The following is an 18052-nucleotide window of genomic DNA, read 5'->3' on the forward strand; positions in this document are numbered from 1 at the left end:
CGGAGGGCGCCTGCGCGCCCTACTCGTCCTCGCCGAAGCGGTTGCCGACCAGCGCCGCCAGCGCCTCTATCGCCTGCGAGGCCTGCGGGCCGGCGGCGGTCACGGTGATGGTGGAGCCTTGGGCGGCGCCCAGCGTCAATATGCCCATGATGGAGCTGCCGCCGACCGTGTCCCCGCATTTGGAGACGGTGATCTCGGCCTCATAAGCCTCGCAGCACTGGACGAATTTGGCCGTCGCCCGCGCGTGCAGGCCCTTGCGGTTGACGATGGTGAGATCGCGGACGATGCGGCCGCCATCGGCGGCGGCGGAAACGGATTGGTCGGTCATTTGGCGTTGAGGACTCGGCTGGCGATATAGACATATTTGCGCCCGGCGTCCTGGGCTTGCAACACCGCCTGCTCGAGCGGAGCCGATTCGCGCACCGAGGCCAGCTTGATCAGCATGGGCAGGTTGATGCCCGCCAGCACCTCCACCTTGCCGCCATTCATCACGGAAATCGCCAGATTGGAGGGGGTGCCGCCGAACATGTCGGTCAGCACGACGACGCCGTCGCCGCTGTCCGCTTCGGCGATGGCGTCGATAATGTCCCGGCGCCGACGCTCCATATCGTCCTCGGGGCCGATCGAGATCGACACGAGCTGCTTCTGCGGGCCGACGACATGCTCGAGGGCCGCGCGAAACTCCGTGGCGAGGTGGCCATGGGTCACCAGGACCATTCCGATCATTCGCAGCTACCGCTCATGAAGACCGTCTCGCAGGAGAACGAGATCGTCGAAACCGGAGAACCGAAGCAGACCGGCATTGCGGCTCACCAATTTACTAACGCGAATGTCGCCCCGACGTTCGCAGCGTTTCGGGCGCCATTTTGTGCGTTGCGGCGAAATTGGCAAGCGAAAACCTCCGATCCTCGCTAAAATGCTACAAACTGATGAATAAACGACAAAATCTCCCTCGCCGCCCCGGCCTCTCGGGCGTTCGCGGCGAGCCTCGGCAGCCTCACGCCGCACAGATCGGCCTCCGCGCTCCCTTCCGGCGGATAGCGGGGCGGCGTCTCGTCTCTTGGTCCACATAGATCGACGAGACAGCGCAGCACCCCCGCGGGCTCGAATTCGATCGGCAGCACGCCCCTTCCGCGCTCCTCTATCGCCCCGGCTATGGCCGGATGCGGGCGCGCCAGCAGGCGGCCGTGACGGCGCATGAGCGCGACCCGATCATCGCCGATGAGCCGCGCGAAAAGCCCCCGCCCCTCGGCGAGATGGATCAGCTCGAGGCTGAGCCCGCTCTTGCCGGCGCCGGATGGCCCGCGCAGCAGCACGCCGGCCGCGCCGATGAGCAGGGCGTTGGCGTGAATCACGATCCGCTCCTCGACCTGCTCCGCTCCGGGAGGCGCGTCTTGGAGAGGCGCGCTGGTCATTTCGCCGCCGGAAGCCAGAGCACGAAGCGCGCGCCCAGCACCACATCCTCCGGCGCGATCTCGTCGGTTCCCTCCGGCTCCGCCCGCGTGCGGTTCATCGCGCGGATGCGGCCGTTATGCGCCTCGACGATCTGGCGGGAGATGGAGAGGCCGAGACCGGAATTCTGGCCGAAGCCCTGCTCCGGCCGATCCGTGTAGAAACGCTCGAAAATGCGCTCGAAGGCATGGGCGGGAATGCCCGGCCCGTCGTCGTCGACGATGATCTCATAGCCGTCGATCGGCTGGCCGCCCGGCCCCATCGCCTGCTCCGGCCGCAGATAGACGCGCACATTGCCGCCCTCCGCCGAGAAGGAGCGGGCGTTGCCGATGAGATTGTCGAACACTTGCGCGAGGCGCGAATCATGGCCGAGGATGCGCCAGCGCCGCCGCGGATCGGCGGGCTGAATGTCGAGCGTGATGGCGACGCCATCGCCGCGATCGAGATCATGCGCCATGCCGACGACGGTCTTCAGCACGCCGGCGACATCGACAATGTCCATGTCTGCGCGGGCCAGCTCGGCGTCGAGACGCGAGGCGTCGGAAATATCGCTGATGAGACGGTCGAGCCGTCCGACGTCGTGCTTGATGATGGTCAGCAGACGCGAGCGCGCATTCTCGTCCTTGACGATGGGCAGAGTCTCCACCGCGCTGCGCAGCGAGGTGAGCGGATTCTTCAGCTCATGCGCCACATCCGCCGCGAAATGCTCGATCGCCTCTATGCGATTGTAGAGCGCGCGCGTCATGTCGCGCAGCGCGCCGGAGAGATGGCCGATCTCGTCCTGGCGCTGCGAGAAATCGGGAATCTCCTGCCGCGATTTGACGCCGCGCCGCACGCGATCGGCCGCCTCGGCGAGACGGCGCATGGGCTCGGCGATGGTGCCGGCGAAGAGCAGCGACAGCAGCAGCATCACGCCGGCCGAGACCAGGAAGATGCGGATGATGCCCCAGCGCTCCTGCGCCAGAATGGCGTCTATGTCGCCGCCGAGCGTGGAGAGCAGCAGCGCGCCGCGCACCGAGCGGAAGCGCTGCACCGGCACGGCGACCGATATGATGGTCTCGCCCTTGGCGTTGGCCCGCACCACGGAGAGCGCGCCGCCGGTGAGCGCGGCGGCGACCTCTGGATAGGCTTTGCCATTGCCGGCGCCGATATCCTCATAGAGCGGCAGCTCCGGCCGGCGCGTCCAACGGCGCAGCGCATTTATGCCCTGCTCGAGATAGCTGGACGATTCGCTCGCGCCGCCCGGCGGCCCGAGATCGAAGCGCAGAATATTGGAGCGGCCGGAGACGGAGCGCGAGTCGAGCAAGAGATAGCCGTCGCGATCATAGATGCGCGCGCGCGTGCGCGTCGGCGAGACGAGGCGACGCAGCAGCGGGCCGATGCGCTCGGGATTGAGCGAGAACTCCATCGACGGCTGGCTGCCCTCGGCGAGGCTGTAGCTCTCCCCGGGCGCGAGACGCAGCAGCTTCTCGGGATCGATGGTGATCGCGTCCGTGTCGACGGTCGCGGAGGCGGCGATGGCCGCGGCGATGATCTCGCCCTGCGTCTGCAGGCTCTGCACGCGCGCGTCGATCAGACCTTCGCGAAATTGGTTGAGATAGAGAAAACCGCCGAGCAGCGCCACGAGGCCGCCAAGATTGAGCACGACGATGCGACGCGTGAGCGAGGACGACAGGCGCGACTGAATCGCGCGCGTGAGCCGCGCGAAGCGAACCGACGCGGCGCGGCCGATTCGCTTTTGCCGCGCCTGCGTCTCGACGCCATGTTCATTGTCGGTCGTGACTGTCATGAGCCGTTATGGGGCTTCCTTGAAGCGATAGCCGACGCCATAGAGCGTCTCGATCATCTCGAACTCATTGTCGACGACCTTGAACTTCTTGCGCAGCCGCTTGATGTGGCTGTCGATGGTGCGGTCGTCGACATAGACCTGATCGTCATAGGCCGCGTCCATCAGCGCATTGCGGCTCTTCACCACGCCGGGGCGCTGCGCCAGCGCTTGCAGGATGAGGAATTCCGTCACCGTGAGCACGACGGGATCGCCGCGCCAGGTGCAGGTGTGGCGCTCCGGGTCCATGACGAGCGCGCCGCGCTCCAGCACCTTGGCTTCCGATTCCTTCTGCGCGGCGGCTTCCTTGGGATTGGCGCGGCGAAGAATCGCCTTCACGCGCTCCACCAGCAGGCGCTGCGAGAACGGCTTGTGAATGAAATCGTCGGCGCCCATTTTGAGGCCGAACAATTCGTCGATCTCCTCGTCCTTGGAGGTGAGGAAGATCACCGGAAGGTCGGATTTCTGCCGCAGACGGCGCAGCAGCTCCATTCCGTCCATGCGCGGCATCTTTATGTCGAAAATGGCGAGGTCCGGCGGATTGGCCCGCAAGCCGTCGAGCGCGGCGGCGCCGTCGGTATAGGTTTGAACGCGGTAGCCCTCGCCTTCCAGCGCGATCGAGACGGAAGTGAGAATATTGCGGTCGTCGTCGACGAGAGCGATTGTCGGCATCTTCAACCTTTACTGTTTACGTCCGATATCGGGCTCGATGTTCGCTTCGGGGGCCTCGATTTTTGCGCCCGCGCGACTCGTCGTCTCGGCGGCTCGCCTCGCCGCTTTGGAACATCGCCGTTCGGGCGCCACGTTCCAAGGCGTTGGCGGCCGAAATGTGGCTGGCCTCGGCCATTCGCATGACGTCGGCCGAAACTGGGCCGACGATCGGCTTCGATGTCGCCTTATATACATAATCGCGACACAAATCACCTACTGCCGTCACAAGGGACGAATCGCCGCGGAAACAGGCGGCGAAGCCTTCGCTCGCAAGGCTTCCGCAAAGCGTCGAAAATTTCGATAAAAAGCAAGATGTTGTCGGCGCGTCCGCAGCCGTGCCGCCCCTGCGCGCAGCGCTCGCGCTCCCGCATGCGCGCGGCCCGCGCCAAAAGCGACGCTCGCGCATCGACGGCGCCGTGATTCGCCGGCGCTTTCGATTCGCGCTGCGCGGCTAGAGCTCGCGTCCGCTTTCCGCGCATGTGATCGTCGGAGAGCAGCGTGAGCGAGCATTCCCTCGGTCGTCGATTCGTCATAGCCTGCGCGTAGCGTCCCGACGCCGAGCGAATCGGCGCCGCGCCGGCATGGCCGCGCGCATTCGTGTCGCGCGTCGCGTGCGATTTCAGCACCTCTTCGTTTTCGACAGTGATCGGCGTCGCGCCGCACAGCGTTTCGGCTGCTCCTCGGGCGCTCGTTCGGCGACGCGCGCGGGCGCGCCTTTCTCATCGGCGCGGCGCCGTCCAGGGGACCGGCGCAATGAATCCTTTTCATTCTCATCGCGCAGAGCTGCTGCGCGGCTCTTTCGCGATCACGCTTCTCCTCGTCTCGACGACATCGTCGAGCGCGAATGAAGAGGAGTTGCGCGCGGAGGTTCGCGCGCTCACGGAGCGCTTGCACAAGCTCGAGGCGAGATTGGACAAGTCGCAAAAGACCGCGCAGGCCGATAAGAAAAAGGAGAAGGAGGAGAAGCAGAAAGAGAAGGAAAAAAAGGAGGAGGCGGAAAAGAAAGGGCCGGACAATTTCCGCTTTCGGGGAATCACGATCACGCCCGGCGGCTTCATCGCGCTCGAAAGCGTCTGGCGCAGCCGTTGGGTCGGCGCCGACGTCAACACGCCGTTTCAGAACATTCCTTATAATTTCTTCGCGACGGGACATTCGAGCGAGTTCCGCTTCAGCGCGCGACAGAGTCGTCTGTCCATGCTGGTGAAGGGCGACATCGATCCTTTCACCAAGATCACCGGCTATGTCGAAACCGATTTTCTCGGCGCGGCGCAAACCGCCAATTCGAATGAGAGTAATTCCTACAATCTGCGCCTGCGGCAGATGTACACGAATATCGATTGGGATTCGTTCGGCGCGCATTTCATGGCCGGGCAGGCGTGGTCGCTGGTGACGTTGAACAAGGTCGGCATAAAGCCGGACACGACGATTCAGCCGCTCACCATCGATGCGCAATATGTTCCCGGCTATGTCTGGGCGCGGCAGCCCGGCATGCGCCTCACTGTGGATTTCAACAAGGAATTCTGGCTCGCCTTCGCCGCCGAGGGCGCCGCCACCACTTTCACCGGCTATGGCTCCCTCCCTCCGGGCTTCTTCGGCACGACCGCTCTGCCGCTGCAAAATCCGATATTGTTCGGACAAGCGGCGGGCGGCGGCCTGTTCAACATTGTGAACAGCTATTCGCTCAATCGCGCGCCCGATCTCATCGGCAAAGCCGCATGGGACGCCAGTCTCGGCGATCGAACCGTGCATTTGGAGGGCTTCGGCCTGGCGCGCAATTTCACAACGCGCGCTTACTGGGGAAATCGCAACGCTTGGGGCGGCGGCTTCGGAGCCGGCCTATTCGCGCCGGTTCTCCCCGGCCTCCTCGATTTCCAAGTTTCCGGCGCCATCGGCCATGGAATCGGCCGCTATGGCGCCGGGCAGCTCGCGGACTCGACATGGTCGGTCTTCGACGGCGGCCCGCTGCCGATCAACGAGCGCATGATTCTCATCGGCGGCGTCCTGCATCCGCGGCCCGATCTCGACATATACGCCTATGCCGGCGGCGAGTTCACGCGCGCCAATCCGCAATATGTCGCCGTGCCGGGCAATGTCATTTTCGGCGGCTTCGCCAATCCCTATTTCAACAATCTGGGCTGCAACATAGAGAATGAGGCGCTGACGACGACGGCCTTCCTCTCCGGCGGCACGGCGGCCAATGTTCCATTGGGCGGCGCTTTGGCCTGCGCCGGAATCATCAAAGACATTCGGCAAGTCACCGGCGGCTTCTGGCATACATTATACGAAGGCCAGTTCGGCAAGGTGCGCGGCGGCGTGCAATATTCCTACACGGTGAAGGACGGTTATTTCGGCGTCGGCGGCGCGCCGCAGGCGCGCGACAGCATGGTGTTCACCAGCTTTCGCTATTATCCGTTCGAGGGCGCCGCGCCGACCATTCCCGTGCTCGCCAAATTCTGACGAAGCCTCGCGCGTCAATCCGTCCAATCGAAGGAGCGCGTCACCGCCTTCGCCCATTTGGCGATGCGGCGGTCGCGCTCTTCCTTCGACATCGTCGGGCTCCATCTTTTCTCGGCGCGCCAATGCGCGGCGATCTCGCGCTTGTCTTTCCAAAAGCCGACGGCCAGTCCTGCGGCATAGGCGGCGCCGAGCGCCGTCGTCTCTATGCAGCGTGGCCGCACGACGGGAGCGCCGAGAATATCGGCCTGAAACTGCATCAGCAGCGCATTGACCGCCATGCCGCCGTCGACGCGCAGCTCCTCCAGCGCGACGCCGGAATCGGCCGCCATCGCCGCGACGACGTCGCGCGTCTGAAAGGCGACGGCTTCCAGCGCGGCGCGCGCGATATGCGCTTTCGTCGAGAAGCGCGTGAGGCCGGCGATGATCCCGCGCGCGCTCTCGCGCCAATAGGGCGCATAGAGGCCGGAGAATGCGGGCGTGAAATAGACGTCGCCATTGTCGGGAACGCTCGCCGCCAGCGCTTCTATATCCGCGCTCTTCTCGATAATTCCGAGATTGTCGCGCAGCCATTGCACCAGCGCGCCGGCGATGGCGACGGAGCCCTCGAGCGCATAGACGGGCTTCGCGTCGCCGAGCTTGTAGGCGAGCGTCGTCAGCAGGCCTTTGGTGGAGAGACGCGGCGTCTCGCCGATGTTCATCAGCAGAAAGCATCCTGTGCCATAGGTGTTTTTCGCGTCGCCGGGCGCAAAGCAGGCCTGTCCGATCAGCGCCGCATGCTGATCGCCGAGCGCGCCCGACAGCGGCGCGCCTGCGAGCGGCGCGCGGCAGGCGCCATAGATTTCGCTCGAGGAGAGAATCTGCGGCAGGCAGGCGCGCGGAATGTCGAAGAGCGCGAGCAGCTCATCGTCCCATTGCAGCGTCTCGAGATTCATCAGCTGCGTGCGCGCGGCGTTGGTGGCGTCGGTGAAATGGCGCCCGGTCAGATTCCAGGCGATCCACGAATCCATCGTGCCGAACAGCGCTTCGCCGGCGGCTGCCTTCTCGCGCGCGCCGGGAATGTTCTCGAAGAGCCAGATGAGCTTCAGGCTGGAGAAATAGGTGGAGAGCGGCAGGCCCGTCTTCGCGCGCAAGCGATCCTTGCCGCCCTGCGCGGAAAAGCGCGCGACCAGCGCGTCGGTGCGCGTGTCCATCCAGACGATGGCGTTGTGCAGCGGCGCGCCCGTGCGGCGATCCCACAGCAGCGTCGTCTCGCGCTGATTGGTGAGGCCGACGCAGGCGAGATCGGCCGGCGTCAGCCCCGCCTTGTTCAAGGCCCCCGCGATGACGCTCTGCGTGTTGCGCCAGATTTCCGCCGCGTCATGCTCCACCCAGCCGGGGCGCGGATAGATTTGCGCATGCTCGCGCTGGTCGAGCGCGACGATCTCGCCCTCATGATCGAAGAGGATGAAGCGCGAGCTCGTCGTGCCCTGGTCGATCGCGCCGACATATCTGGTCATGACCGCTCCGCCTCTGTCCTTTCGCGCCACGAAGACACGAGATGCGCTAAATGTTATGAGAGCAAAAACTCGAGGAACGGGTCCGAGATGACGAACCAGCCTACCGACGCATTCTTCGCCGCCTGGCGCACCTATCGCAAGATCGTCGACACGAATTACATGTTCCATCGCGAGATCGGCGAGCGCGTCGAGGAGACGCTGCGCGCCGCCTTCGGCGGTGAGGGTTTTTCCATTCTCGACCTCGGCTGCGGCGACGCCTCTGTCTTCGCGCCGCGGCTCGCGCGGCTCCGTCCCAATCGCTATGTCGGCGTCGATCTCTCCGAGACCGCGCTCGGCCTCGCCGCCGAGAATTTGAAAATTCTCGCCTGCCCGGCGGAGCTGCGCCGCGAGGATCTGCTCGCCGCCGTCGGCTCGGGCGAGGAGCGCTTCGACGTCATTCATACGAGCTTCGCCGTGCATCACCTTTCCACGGAGCAGAAGGCCGAATTCTTCCGCCGCGCCGCCGCGCGCCTTTCCGAGCGCGGGCTGCTGCTGATGACCGATGTAATGCGCGAGGAGGACGAGACGCTGCCCCTCTATCACGCCCATTATGTGGAATGGCTGCGCCGCGACTGGAGCGAGCTGACGCTCGAGGAGCGCGAGACGACCTGCGCGCATCTCGTCGAGAACGATATGCCGGAGAGCTTCTCCATTCTGCAGGCGCAGGCGCGCGCGGCGGGCCTCGAGGCGGCGCCGATCGCCGCCTTTCGCTGGCACAAGGTGGCGCGCTTCACGCCCCGCGCGGGGTGAGCGCGCGGGTCAGCCTCTCCGTCTGCGCCGAATCGAACCACAGGCCGAGCTTGGAGCGCCGCCACAGCACATCCTCGGCCGTGCGCGCCCATTCCTGCGCGCGCAGATAATCGAGCTCGGCCTCGGTGAGGCCGCAGCCCAAATCCGCGCCGAGATCGGCGAGAGATTTCGCCGGCGCCAAAAAGCGCCAAGCCCGCGTCCCATAGGCGCCGACGAGCCGGCGCGCGAGGCGGGACCCTAGAAACGGCTTGGCGAGCTCCAGCTCCGCGACAAAGGCGCCGAAGCCGGCCGCGCCTATGTCGCCGCCGGGCAGAATGGCGCCTGCCGTCCAGGCGGCGCGCATATTCGGAAAGAAGGGCGCGAGCGTCTCCAGCGCATGTTCGGCGAGGCGGCGCGCCGTGGTGATCTTGCCGCCGAAAATCGACAGGGCCGGCGCCTCTTCCGCCCGCGCGTCGAGATCGAAAGCGTAATCGCGCGTGACGACGGAGGCCTCGAGCGCGCCATCGTCATAGAGCGGGCGCAGGCCTGAATAGGTCCAGACGACATCGCTGCGCGCGATCTTCTTCTCGAAGAAATGATTCACCGCCGCGATGAGATAATCCGTCTCCTCGTCGCTGATCGCCACCGGACCCGGCGCTGCGGGAAAAGGAATGTCGGTGGTGCCGACGAGGGTGAAATCCTCCTCGAAGGGAATGGCGAAAATGATGCGCTTGTCCGGCCGCTGCAGCATATAGGCTTGCGCGCCCTCATAGAGCTTGCGCGTGACGATATGCGAGCCTTTCACCAGCCGCACATGCTTGCGCGAGCTGAGGCCGAGACGATGCTCCAGCGTCTCTGAGACGAAGGGGCCGGAGGCGTTGACGAGCGCGCGGGCGCGGACCTCCTCGAGCTTGCCATCGGCGCCGGCGACGCTGGCGATCCATTGCGCGCCGTCCCGTCGCGCGCCGACGAGCCGCGCGCCGATGCGAATTTGCGCGCCGCGCTCGACAGCGTCCAGCGCCTCCAGCACGACGAGGCGCGAATCATCGACGCGGCAATCGTAATAGGAGAAGCCGAGGCGATGATCGGCGGTCAGCGGCGCGCCGAATTTCGCGCCGGCGAGGGCGACCGTCGAGGAGCCGGGGATGCGCTTTCGCCGCGCCAGATGGTCATAAAGCAGAAGCCCCAGCCGCACGAGCCAGGCGGGGCGGATCGCGCTCTCATGCGGCAGGATGAATTGCAGCGGGTGGATGATATGCGGCGCGGCGGCGAGCAGCAGCTCGCGCTCGGCCAAGGCCTCGTGAACGAGGCGGAACTCATATTGCTCGAGATAGCGCAGCCCGCCATGGACCAGCTTGGTGGAGGCGGAGGAGGTCGCGGCGGCGAGGTCCTTGCTCTCGAGCAGAAGCACGCTCAGCCCGCGTCCGGCGGCGTCGCGCGCTATGGCGCAGCCATTGACGCCGCCGCCGACGATAAGCAGATCGAAGACCATTGCCGGCTCCCTCCGCGATTTTGCTCGCGAAGAGAAAGTAGAGCCGAGAGCTGAAAGATTCGCCAGCGCCCCCTCCCCAACCCTCCCCCGCTGCGCGGGAGAGGGAGTAGATTCGGCGCGTCATCGAGGCTTCGCGAAATGCTTGCCGTCCCCCGCTCCCGCGAAGCGGGGGAGGGAGGGGCCTGCGCGGTCCCCTCCCGCTCCAATGCAGCTTACTCGGAGGCGCGTGAGCGCGGCGCGGAATGGTCCGGCCGGCGGGCGGCGGCCGGCTTGGCGCGGCGGCGCTGCTGCTGCTGCGGGGGTCGCCCATGCTCGGCGGGCTTGCCCGGATGGCGCGCGGCGCGGCCCGGCTCCTGATGCGTGCGGCGATGCTCGTGCGGACGGCGCGGCGAGTCGCCCTCGGCCGGGGCGGCGCCCGGCGCGCTGCGTCGGTCGGTGATCGGCAGCGTCTGGCGCGTCACGCGCTCGATCTGCTTGAGCAGCGAGCGCTCGCTATTGTCGCAGAGCGAGACGGCGGCGCCCGTCGCGCCGGCGCGCGCGGTGCGGCCGATACGGTGGACATAGGCCTCGGGCGTTTCCGGCAGCTCGAAATTCACGACATGGGAGACCCCGTCGATATCGATGCCGCGGGCGGCGATATCGGTGGCCACCAGCGCGCGGGTGCGGCCGGAGCGGAAATCCTCGAGCGCGCGCTGGCGCTGATTCTGGCTCTTATTGCCGTGGATCGCCGAGGCGCCGACGCCATTCGCGTCGAGATGCTGCGCCACGCGATCGGCGCCGCGCTTGGTGCGCGTGAAGACGATGGCGCGCGAGAAGTTCCGATCGGCGAAAAGCTCCAGCAGAACGTCGCGCTTGGCCGCGCCGTCCACCATGATCACCCGCTGGTCCACGCGCTCGGCCGTCGTCGCCGCCGGCGTCACCTTGACGGTGATGGGGTCGCGCAGCATGTCGTCGGCGAGCGAGGCGATCTCCTTCGGCATGGTCGCCGAGAAGAAGAGATTCTGCCGCTCCTTGGGAAGGCGCGAGACGATCTTGCGAATGGGGACGATGAAGCCGAGGTCGAGCATATGATCGGCCTCGTCCAGCACGATCGTCCGCGTCGACTCGAGCCGCAGATGATTGGAGGAGACATGGTCGAGCAGGCGGCCGGGCGTCGCGACGAGAACGTCGAGCCCGCCGGCGAGCATGCGGATCTGCGGACCATGGGCCACGCCGCCGACGATGACGCCGATGCTGATGCGGGCGAATTGCGCATAGGCGCGGAAGCTGTCGGCGATCTGCGCGGCCAGCTCACGCGTCGGGGCGAGCACCAGAACGCGCGTCGTGTTGGGGGCGGGGCGGCGGCGGTCCTCGAGCAGCCGTTGCAGGATCGGCAGAGCGAAGGCGGCGGTCTTGCCGGTGCCCGTCTGGGCGATGCCGAGCAGGTCGCGGCCTTGGAGAAGCGCGGGGATCGCCTGAGCCTGGATCGGCGTAGGCGTCACGTAATCTTCCTGCGCGAGCGCGCGCAGAATGACCTCGGCGAAGCCGAGATCGGCGAAATTGGTCACTGCGTAACTTTCGAAATAGGCCGCATGCGCGCGAGAACGTCTCCCGTGCGAGGCCATGCAGCGATGGATGGGAGACCTGCCCCGCGTATCGGGCCGTCATCGTGATGAGGACCCGCTCTACGGCTCCGATCCCCTGTGGGAAGCGATCCACGCGGCCGGAACGAGTCACGCTGCATTGCAGCAAGAACGTAGGTAAAGAGAATTCAAGGCTCTGTCAATCGGCAATCGCGCAGTTTGCGCCATTGTGGCGCTTTGGCCGCGCGCGGCAGGCGTGGCCGTGGACTATGCTTCGCCCGTTCGCCGCCATATAGAGCATAGGATATTCCGAACCCTCGAAGGTCCGCGCCATGCTCGAAGCACTCCGCGCTTTTCTCGATGAGGTCGCCGCGCCGGCGCGCCCGCGTCCGCTGGAGGCGTCCGATTATCGGCTCGCCGCGGTCGCGCTTCTGGTGCATCTCGCCTCCATAGACGGGGAATTCGACGCCGGCGAGCGCGCGCTGCTACAAAAGATCGTCGAGACGCGTTTCGGCCTGGACCACGCCGCCGCCCGCGCGCTGATCGAGGCGGCGGCGGAGAGCGAGCGTGACGCCGTCGATCTCTATCGTTTCACCCAGGTGCTGAAGCGCAAGCTCGACGAAGAGGGTCGGCGCGTCGTCATCGGCATGTTGTGGGAGATGGCCTATGCCGATGGCGAGGTCCATGAATTCGAGGAAAATGTGATTTGGCGCGTCGCCGAGCTGCTCGGCGTCTCCACGCGCGATCGCGTCGCGCTCCGCCAAGAAGCGAAAGACATTGCTGCGAAGGACGCGGACAAGCCGGTTCCGCCCGGCCCCTGGGGAGGCTGAAGACATGAGCGCCGCGACCACCGCCATCGTCACCGGAGCCTCGGACGGCATCGGCCTGGAGCTGGCCAAGCTCTTCGCTCGCAAGGGCCATCACGTCACTCTGGTCGCCCGCCGCCGCGATCGGCTGGAGGCTTTGGCCGGCGAGATCGAGGCGGCCGGCGCGCCGGAGCGGCCGCTGGTCGTCGATCTCGACCTCTGCGAGACGGGCGCCTGCGAGAGCCTGGCCGAAACTCTGAGCGCGGCCGGGCGCAAGCCCGAGATTCTCGTCAACAACGCCGGCTTCGGCCTCGTCGGCCGGGTCGCCGAGCTGGACGCCGCCGAGCAATTGGCGATCGTCGATCTCAATATACGCGTGCTGACGGCGCTGACGCTTCGCTTCCTGCCCTCGGTCATAGAGACGCGCGGCGGGATATTGAATGTCGCCTCCGTCGCCTCCTTCATGCCGGGGCCGGGCTTCGCCGTCTATTACGCCAGCAAGGCCTATGTCCGCTCCTTCAGCGAGGCTCTGGCCGAGGAGCTGAAGCCGCATGGCGTGCGCGTCACCGCGCTCTGCCCCGGTCCGGTGCAGACGGGTTTCCAGGCCCGCGCCGGATTCGATTACAAAGGCGAGATGAAAGCGGTGAGGCCTGCGCTATTGCCGGCCGAGGAGGTCGCACGGCAGGGCTATGATGCGCTGTTCTCCGGTCGCCGCGTGGTGGTGCCGGGGCTGGTGAACAAATTCTTCGTCGCGGCGGGACGCGCGGCGCCGCGCGCGATTCTGCTGCCGCTGCTGGCCAAGGCGCAGCAGGCGCGCTGATCGTCATCGCTGAAACGCCGCGAGCCCGACGGCGCTCTCGCGCGTCGGGCTCGCAAATTCGCGCGGCTGAAAAGATCAGGCTTCCTGAGCCTTGACCTTCAGCACCTGCCGGCCGCGATAAATGCCGGTCTTGAGGTCGATGTGATGCGGACGGCGCAGCTCGCCCGAATCCTTGTCCTCGACATAGGTCGGCGCTTTGATCGCGTCGGCGGAGCGGCGGAACCCGCGCTTCATCGGGGAGGTTTTTCGCTTCGGAACGGCCATTTGTCTCGATCTCCAACTCCCCGCATCGGGGGCGGGGTGAAAACTCGTGCGGGGCGCATACACCAAATTCGCACGCGTGGCTAGCCTGGACCGGACTCTGAAAGGGCGACCGAATCGGGTTGACACCTTCCACGACGTTGGAAAAATCTCTGCTCGTCGACCCGATGCGGAGGGACGATTTAATCGAAAAGGATTGCGGATGCGAAAATTGATCGGTCTCGTTTCAGCCCTTTTCGTATCCGACGCGACCGTCGCGCTCGCTGCGGAGTGGCCTGCGAAGCAAATTTCCACCAGACTCGGCATGGTCACGTTCGAGGCGCAGCGTATCATTCCGAGGGCGTTCGACGATCATCCGGTTTTGAGATTGCTGATCGGCAAGAAAAAATTTGATTTCGACTCGGAGACGAACGTCGTCTATCTCCCAGCAGACGCAAAAATTGCGACAAAGCTCAACATGTCGCCTTTTGCGAAGGAGCCGATCGAAAGCTATCGGCAGGGCATTGCCGAAATACTGTCACAGATCGAAAGCGCGGCGGTTTTCCGTGAGGCGCTGAAGGGAGACGGCGCCGCGCTCGACAAGGTCGCCGCGGCTTTCGACGCACTCCGATCGGCCATGCGTGAAGCGTTGCCGCGCGGCGAGCTTCTGGCCGGCTATCCCGACCCCGACTAATCCGCCGAGCGCCTTCGGCGTTTGTCTCCCTCGCCCCCGCCGCCCCGCTTGATCGTGTCGAGCTTCGGCTCCATATACGGCCCCGAGGCGCCGACGCCGGGCCTCGCAGATTCTTCGCAAGAGAAGCGCCGCGAGGGCTTCGTTATGGCACGACTGCCGACGCTGAATTCCCCCTTCCTCCTGGGGTTCGACGAGATTGAACGCGCGCTGGATCGCGTCACACGCTCGGGCTCCGATGGTTATCCGCCCTATAATATCGAGAGGCTGCCGGGCGCCGATTCCTGCCCCGATCGGCTGCGGCTGACGCTGGCGGTCGCCGGCTTCACGCGCGAGCAGCTGGAGATTTCGCTCGAGGAGAGCCAGCTCGTCATTCGCGGCAAGCAGGTGGACGATCGTGAGCGCCAGTTCCTGCATCGCGGCATCGCCGCGCGGCAGTTTCAGCGCGCCTTTCTGTTGGCCGAGGGGATGCAGGTGCTGGGCGCCGATCTCATCAATGGGCTCTTGTCCATCGATCTGGTGCGGCCGGAGCCGGAGCGCGTCATTCGCAAGATCGACATAGCGACGCCGGAGGAGCCGGCCAAATGAAAAGGGGCGCCTCGCGGCGCCCCTTCGTCTTCGCAGGTCTTTTCGAGAGAGACCTCGGGGGGATGGCTCAGCCGGTCGTCTGCTCTTCCTGCTCGCGGACGGTCATGGCGTTGCCGTGCCAGACGAAATCGTCGAAGAGGCAGGCGTCCACGAACATCACCGGTAGCAGAATGTCGCGCGTCAGCAGCGCCAGCGGGGTCAGCCGGGAGAGCCGCCAGCCGGCGATGCGGGCGAGGAGGCATTCCGCGCCATAGAGCGCGGCGAGGATCGCGCCGGCGGTCAGCGCCACATTGGCGTCGAGCAGATGCGCTGCATAGGCGCCGGTGATGACCGGCATGAAGCTGCCATTCATGAATTCCGGCGCGAAATAGGCGGGGAAGGTGACGCGGCGCAGACGCGCCCAGCGCACATGGCGGGAGTAGACCTCATGCGCCGTGCGATGGCCGAGCGGCTGCTCGAAGGGCATGTCCACGAGCCGCACCTTCATCTTTTGCGCGCGGATGATCTTGGTGGAGGCGGCGTCCTCGGCGATCTCGGCGCCCAGGGCGCGAATGCCGCCGGCGCGCTCCAGCACCTCGCGGCGCCACATCATATTCTTGCCCTGCGCGAAGCCGATGCCGACCGCCTCCGCCCCATATTGCCAGCGCGCCTGGAAGGTGTTGAGGAAGGCGCATTCCACTTCCGCCCAAAAGCCCTTGGGGCGAGAGCCGATCGGCATGGAGATGGAGAGCGCCGTGTCGTCGCGGAAGGCGGCGAGCATGGTCTGAACATAGTCCGGCGGCAGCAGGGCGTTGGAGTCGGCGAGCACGACCCAGGAATGGCGGGCGGCGTCCCAGCCCTTCACGCAATTGTTGAGCTTGGGATTGACGCTCACATAATCGTCGCCGACCAGCAGCCGGGCGGAGATATGGGGATGCGCGGCGATGAGCCGCTCGACCAGCGGAATCACCGGATCATTGGCGCATTGCACGCAGAACAGCGCCTCATAGCTCGGATAGTCGAGCGCGAAGGTGGAGCCGATCGTCTCCTCGCTGAAGGTCTCGAGCCCGCGCAGCGGCCGCACGATGCTCACCGGCGGCGCATGGGCGGGAACGCGCAAATTGCGGGGGCGCGCTTTGCAGCGGAAGGCGGCGATGGCGATGCTGGCGAGGTTGAGCGAGAGCAGCGTCGCGCAGAAGGCGGCGCACACATAGGCCATGATCATGCGTGTTCCCTGCCTGTCACTTTCGGGATTCGAGACGGGCGGCGGCCTGCGCCTGCGCCAGCGGGCGGCGACGGCCGCGCAGCCCCGGAGCGGGCCAGACCGATATTCCGCCTGACAAGGAGCTCAGCTCTTGGCAAAAGGGGGGCGGCGCGAGAATCTTGTCGCGTCGCGCGGCCCTCGCACTCTCCTCCTGCCGAAGTTTGCTCATGACCACTCCGATCGTTCGCTTCGCGCCCTCGCCGACCGGCCGCATCCATATCGGCAATGCGCGTCCGGCCCTGCTGAACTACTTGTACGCCCTCTCCCACCATGGAAGATTCGTGCTGCGATTCGATGACACCGATTTGGCCCGCTCGAGCGAGGAGTTCGCGCAGGCGATCGAGATCGATCTCGCCTGGCTCGGCGTGCGCCCGGATGTGGTGGTGCGGCAGTCGCAGCGCGTCGCGCATTACGATGCCGCGGCGGCGCGCCTCGAGGCGGCGGGCCTGCTCTATCCCTGCTACGAGACGCCGGAGGAATTGGAGAAGCGCCGCAAATTGCAGCAGGCGCGCGGGCTGCCGCCCGTCTATGACCGCGCCGCGCTGAAGCTTTCGGTCGAGGAGCGCGCGCGGCTGGCGGCGGAGGGACGCAAGCCGCATTGGCGTTTCAAGCTGCCGGCGGGCGTCGTGGAATGGCGCGATCTCGTTCGCGGCGATTGCGCGATCGACTGCGCCACTCTGTCCGATCCGGTGCTGCTGCGCGAGGACGGCAGCTTTCTCTACACGCTCCCTTCCGTGGTGGACGACATAGAGCTCGGCATTACCCATGTGATTCGCGGCGAGGATCATGTGACCAATACGGCGGTGCAGATTCGCCTGTTCCAGGCGCTGGCGCCGGGACATGCGCATCCTGTTTTCGCGCATCACAATCTTCTCGTCGGCGGCGCGGGCGAGGCGCTCTCCAAGCGCACCGGCTCGCTCGCCATCGCCTCGCTGCGCGAGGAGGGTTATGAGGCGCTCGCCGTGGCGGCGCTGGCGGTGCTCACCGGCTCGTCGGACAGCGTCCATGCGGTGCGCTCGCTCGGCGATCTCGCGCATTCTTTCGATCTCGCGCATCTTTCGCGCAACGCTGCGCGTTTCGATCCCGCCGACCTCGGTCCGCTCACCCATCGCACTCTGGCGATATCGGAATATGACGACGTTCGCGAGCGCCTGGAGGCGCATGACATCGTCGGCTTCAAGGCCGAGCCGTTCTGGCGCGCGGTGCGGGGGAATTTGACGCGCTTCGCCGATGTGCTGGAGTGGTGGCGCGTCGTCGAGGGCGAGATCGAGCCGATCCGCGAGGATGCGGAGTTTTTGGCGCAGGCGCAGGCGCTGCTGCCCGCCGAGCCTTGGGACGAAACCACATGGTCGGCCTGGACCAGCGCCGTGAAGGCGGGCACCGGCCGCAAGGGCAAGGCGCTGTTTCATCCATTGCGCGTCGCGCTGACCGGCGCGGAGACTGGGCCGGAACTATCGCTGCTGCTGCCGCTGATCGGCCATGCGCGGGCGGTGGCGAGGCTCTCGGGGGCGTGAGGGCGCGCGCCCCTCAGAAGCACCGCACCTGCGCTTCCGCCTGTGCCCGACGCAACTCCTCGAGCGCCTCCTTGGCGAGGCGCGAGTTTCGGAACAGCGAGCCGATCTGCCCCGCCTGCTGATCCATGCTGGCGACCGTCTCGGCCGAGACATAGCGCTCATAGGGCAATATGGAGGCGACGATGTCGATGGAGCAGGAGCACTGCTCCAGCGCCTGCCGCGAATCGCCATTGGCCTTCATGCAGCCGAACACATAATCCGCCCGCGCAGAGGTCGGATAATCATTGAGATCGGCGGCGCGCGCGGGAATGGTGGCGGCGAGGGCGAAGAGGCAAGCGGCGGCGGGGCGGAGCATAGGGTCGATCCTGCGAGAGGCGAATGACCTTC

At 66.0% G+C, this 18052-nt stretch carries 18 protein-coding genes; 7 read left to right on the forward strand and 11 right to left on the reverse strand.

Annotated elements, in window-relative coordinates:
• Nucleotides 1–19 precede the first annotated feature (19 nt).
• The 5 genes from GYH34_RS03190 to GYH34_RS03210 all read right to left on the reverse strand — a co-directional run bounded on the left by GYH34_RS03190 (nt 20) and on the right by GYH34_RS03210 (nt 3949).
• A complete protein-coding gene (locus tag GYH34_RS03190; RefSeq protein WP_018267283.1) occupies nt 20–328 on the reverse strand; it encodes an HPr family phosphocarrier protein in 309 nt (102 codons plus the stop codon).
• Nucleotides 325–726, reverse strand: coding sequence for a PTS sugar transporter subunit IIA (locus tag GYH34_RS03195; protein WP_036293661.1), 402 nt, complete (start codon nt 724–726; stop codon nt 325–327). The genes GYH34_RS03190 and GYH34_RS03195 overlap by 4 nt, the downstream gene beginning before the upstream one ends.
• 185 nt (nt 727–911) lie before the next feature.
• Complete coding sequence (locus tag GYH34_RS03200; RefSeq protein WP_161912330.1) at nt 912–1415, reverse strand: HPr kinase/phosphatase C-terminal domain-containing protein; 504 nt, start codon at nt 1413–1415, stop codon at nt 912–914.
• Entirely contained in the window at nt 1412–3241 is a 1830-nt protein-coding gene (locus GYH34_RS03205; protein WP_161912331.1) for a stimulus-sensing domain-containing protein, read from the reverse strand. Before GYH34_RS03205 ends, GYH34_RS03200 begins: the two co-directional genes overlap by 4 nt.
• A 6-nt stretch (nt 3242–3247) precedes the next feature.
• A complete protein-coding gene (locus GYH34_RS03210; RefSeq protein ID WP_018267279.1) occupies nt 3248–3949 on the reverse strand; it encodes a response regulator transcription factor in 702 nt (233 codons plus the stop codon).
• 792 nt (nt 3950–4741) lie between these two features.
• On the opposite strand from GYH34_RS03210, the gene GYH34_RS03215 reads away from it, so the two are divergent.
• Nucleotides 4742–6445, forward strand: a complete 1704-nt coding sequence (locus tag GYH34_RS03215) for a hypothetical protein (RefSeq protein ID WP_161912332.1) — start codon at nt 4742–4744, stop codon at nt 6443–6445.
• 14 nt (nt 6446–6459) lie between these two features.
• Here the strand turns inward: GYH34_RS03215 and glpK are convergent, their stop codons facing one another.
• Complete coding sequence (glpK, locus tag GYH34_RS03220; protein ID WP_161912333.1) at nt 6460–7941, reverse strand: glycerol kinase GlpK; 1482 nt, start codon at nt 7939–7941, stop codon at nt 6460–6462.
• A gap of 87 nt (nt 7942–8028) precedes the next feature.
• On the opposite strand from glpK, the gene GYH34_RS03225 reads away from it, so the two are divergent.
• On the forward strand, nt 8029–8730 hold the full coding sequence (locus GYH34_RS03225) for a class I SAM-dependent methyltransferase (RefSeq protein WP_161912334.1): 702 nt from the start codon (nt 8029–8031) through the stop codon (nt 8728–8730).
• Here GYH34_RS03225 and GYH34_RS03230 read toward each other — a convergent pair.
• Together GYH34_RS03230 and GYH34_RS03235 are read right to left on the reverse strand one after the other, a co-directional pair.
• The gene (locus tag GYH34_RS03230) at nt 8711–10201 is read right to left on the reverse strand and encodes a glycerol-3-phosphate dehydrogenase (RefSeq protein WP_161912335.1); all 1491 of its coding nucleotides are present in this window, start codon (nt 10199–10201) and stop codon (nt 8711–8713) included. The two genes, GYH34_RS03225 and GYH34_RS03230, sit on opposite strands and share 20 nt — an antisense overlap.
• A 212-nt stretch (nt 10202–10413) precedes the next feature.
• Entirely contained in the window at nt 10414–11748 is a 1335-nt protein-coding gene (locus GYH34_RS03235) for a DEAD/DEAH box helicase (RefSeq protein WP_244635246.1), read from the reverse strand.
• 347 nt (nt 11749–12095) lie between these two features.
• On the opposite strand from GYH34_RS03235, the gene GYH34_RS03240 reads away from it, so the two are divergent.
• The gene (locus GYH34_RS03240; RefSeq protein WP_161912337.1) at nt 12096–12593 is read left to right on the forward strand and encodes a TerB family tellurite resistance protein; all 498 of its coding nucleotides are present in this window, start codon (nt 12096–12098) and stop codon (nt 12591–12593) included.
• Nucleotides 12594–12597: 4 nt separating this feature from the next.
• Nucleotides 12598–13389, forward strand: a complete 792-nt coding sequence (locus GYH34_RS03245; RefSeq protein ID WP_161912338.1) for an SDR family oxidoreductase — start codon at nt 12598–12600, stop codon at nt 13387–13389.
• Nucleotides 13390–13464: 75 nt separating this feature from the next.
• On the opposite strand, the gene rpmF is transcribed toward GYH34_RS03245, so the two are convergent.
• Nucleotides 13465–13653: a 50S ribosomal protein L32 gene (gene rpmF / locus GYH34_RS03250; RefSeq protein WP_024878183.1), complete on the reverse strand. Its 189-nt coding sequence runs from the start codon at nt 13651–13653 to the stop codon at nt 13465–13467.
• A 208-nt stretch (nt 13654–13861) separates the two neighbouring features.
• Here rpmF and GYH34_RS03255 point away from each other — a divergent pair, with 208 nt between their 5' ends.
• Nucleotides 13862–14323, forward strand: coding sequence for a hypothetical protein (locus tag GYH34_RS03255; protein ID WP_161912339.1), 462 nt, complete (start codon nt 13862–13864; stop codon nt 14321–14323).
• Nucleotides 14324–14467: 144 nt separating this feature from the next.
• Nucleotides 14468–14908, forward strand: a complete 441-nt coding sequence (locus tag GYH34_RS03260) for an Hsp20 family protein (RefSeq protein ID WP_161912340.1) — start codon at nt 14468–14470, stop codon at nt 14906–14908.
• A 67-nt stretch (nt 14909–14975) separates the two neighbouring features.
• Here the strand turns inward: GYH34_RS03260 and GYH34_RS03265 are convergent, their stop codons facing one another.
• Nucleotides 14976–16112 (reverse strand): ceramide glucosyltransferase, encoded by a 1137-nt coding sequence (locus tag GYH34_RS03265; RefSeq protein WP_161912341.1) that lies wholly within the window; start codon nt 16110–16112, stop codon nt 14976–14978.
• 206 nt (nt 16113–16318) lie between these two features.
• Here GYH34_RS03265 and GYH34_RS03270 point away from each other — a divergent pair, with 206 nt between their 5' ends.
• Nucleotides 16319–17665, forward strand: coding sequence for a glutamate--tRNA ligase (locus tag GYH34_RS03270; RefSeq protein WP_161912342.1), 1347 nt, complete (start codon nt 16319–16321; stop codon nt 17663–17665).
• A gap of 13 nt (nt 17666–17678) precedes the next feature.
• On the opposite strand, the gene GYH34_RS03275 is transcribed toward GYH34_RS03270, so the two are convergent.
• Complete coding sequence (locus GYH34_RS03275; protein WP_161912343.1) at nt 17679–18020, reverse strand: hypothetical protein; 342 nt, start codon at nt 18018–18020, stop codon at nt 17679–17681.
• Nucleotides 18021–18052: the final 32 nt, after the last annotated feature.

The organism is Methylosinus sp. C49, from assembly GCF_009936375.1.
Taxonomy (GTDB): Bacteria; Pseudomonadota; Alphaproteobacteria; order Rhizobiales; family Beijerinckiaceae; genus Methylosinus.

What these genes read in the sequence shown, in the direction of transcription:
- GYH34_RS03190 (WP_018267283.1), bottom strand. Translation starts at nt 328, where the DNA reads ATGACCGACCAATCCGTTTCCGCCGCCGCCGATGGCGGCCGCATCGTC.
- GYH34_RS03195 (WP_036293661.1), bottom strand. Translation starts at nt 726, where the DNA reads ATGATCGGAATGGTCCTGGTGACCCATGGCCACCTCGCCACGGAGTTT.
- GYH34_RS03200 (WP_161912330.1), bottom strand. Translation starts at nt 1,415, where the DNA reads ATGACCAGCGCGCCTCTCCAAGACGCGCCTCCCGGAGCGGAGCAGGTC.
- GYH34_RS03205 (WP_161912331.1), bottom strand. Translation starts at nt 3,241, where the DNA reads ATGACAGTCACGACCGACAATGAACATGGCGTCGAGACGCAGGCGCGG.
- GYH34_RS03210 (WP_018267279.1), bottom strand. Translation starts at nt 3,949, where the DNA reads ATGCCGACAATCGCTCTCGTCGACGACGACCGCAATATTCTCACTTCC.
- GYH34_RS03215 (WP_161912332.1), top strand. Translation starts at nt 4,742, where the DNA reads ATGAATCCTTTTCATTCTCATCGCGCAGAGCTGCTGCGCGGCTCTTTC.
- glpK (WP_161912333.1), bottom strand. Translation starts at nt 7,941, where the DNA reads ATGACCAGATATGTCGGCGCGATCGACCAGGGCACGACGAGCTCGCGC.
- GYH34_RS03225 (WP_161912334.1), top strand. Translation starts at nt 8,029, where the DNA reads ATGACGAACCAGCCTACCGACGCATTCTTCGCCGCCTGGCGCACCTAT.
- GYH34_RS03230 (WP_161912335.1), bottom strand. Translation starts at nt 10,201, where the DNA reads ATGGTCTTCGATCTGCTTATCGTCGGCGGCGGCGTCAATGGCTGCGCC.
- GYH34_RS03240 (WP_161912337.1), top strand. Translation starts at nt 12,096, where the DNA reads ATGCTCGAAGCACTCCGCGCTTTTCTCGATGAGGTCGCCGCGCCGGCG.
- GYH34_RS03245 (WP_161912338.1), top strand. Translation starts at nt 12,598, where the DNA reads ATGAGCGCCGCGACCACCGCCATCGTCACCGGAGCCTCGGACGGCATC.
- rpmF (WP_024878183.1), bottom strand. Translation starts at nt 13,653, where the DNA reads ATGGCCGTTCCGAAGCGAAAAACCTCCCCGATGAAGCGCGGGTTCCGC.
- GYH34_RS03260 (WP_161912340.1), top strand. Translation starts at nt 14,468, where the DNA reads ATGGCACGACTGCCGACGCTGAATTCCCCCTTCCTCCTGGGGTTCGAC.
- GYH34_RS03265 (WP_161912341.1), bottom strand. Translation starts at nt 16,112, where the DNA reads ATGATCATGGCCTATGTGTGCGCCGCCTTCTGCGCGACGCTGCTCTCG.
- GYH34_RS03270 (WP_161912342.1), top strand. Translation starts at nt 16,319, where the DNA reads ATGACCACTCCGATCGTTCGCTTCGCGCCCTCGCCGACCGGCCGCATC.
- GYH34_RS03275 (WP_161912343.1), bottom strand. Translation starts at nt 18,020, where the DNA reads ATGCTCCGCCCCGCCGCCGCTTGCCTCTTCGCCCTCGCCGCCACCATT.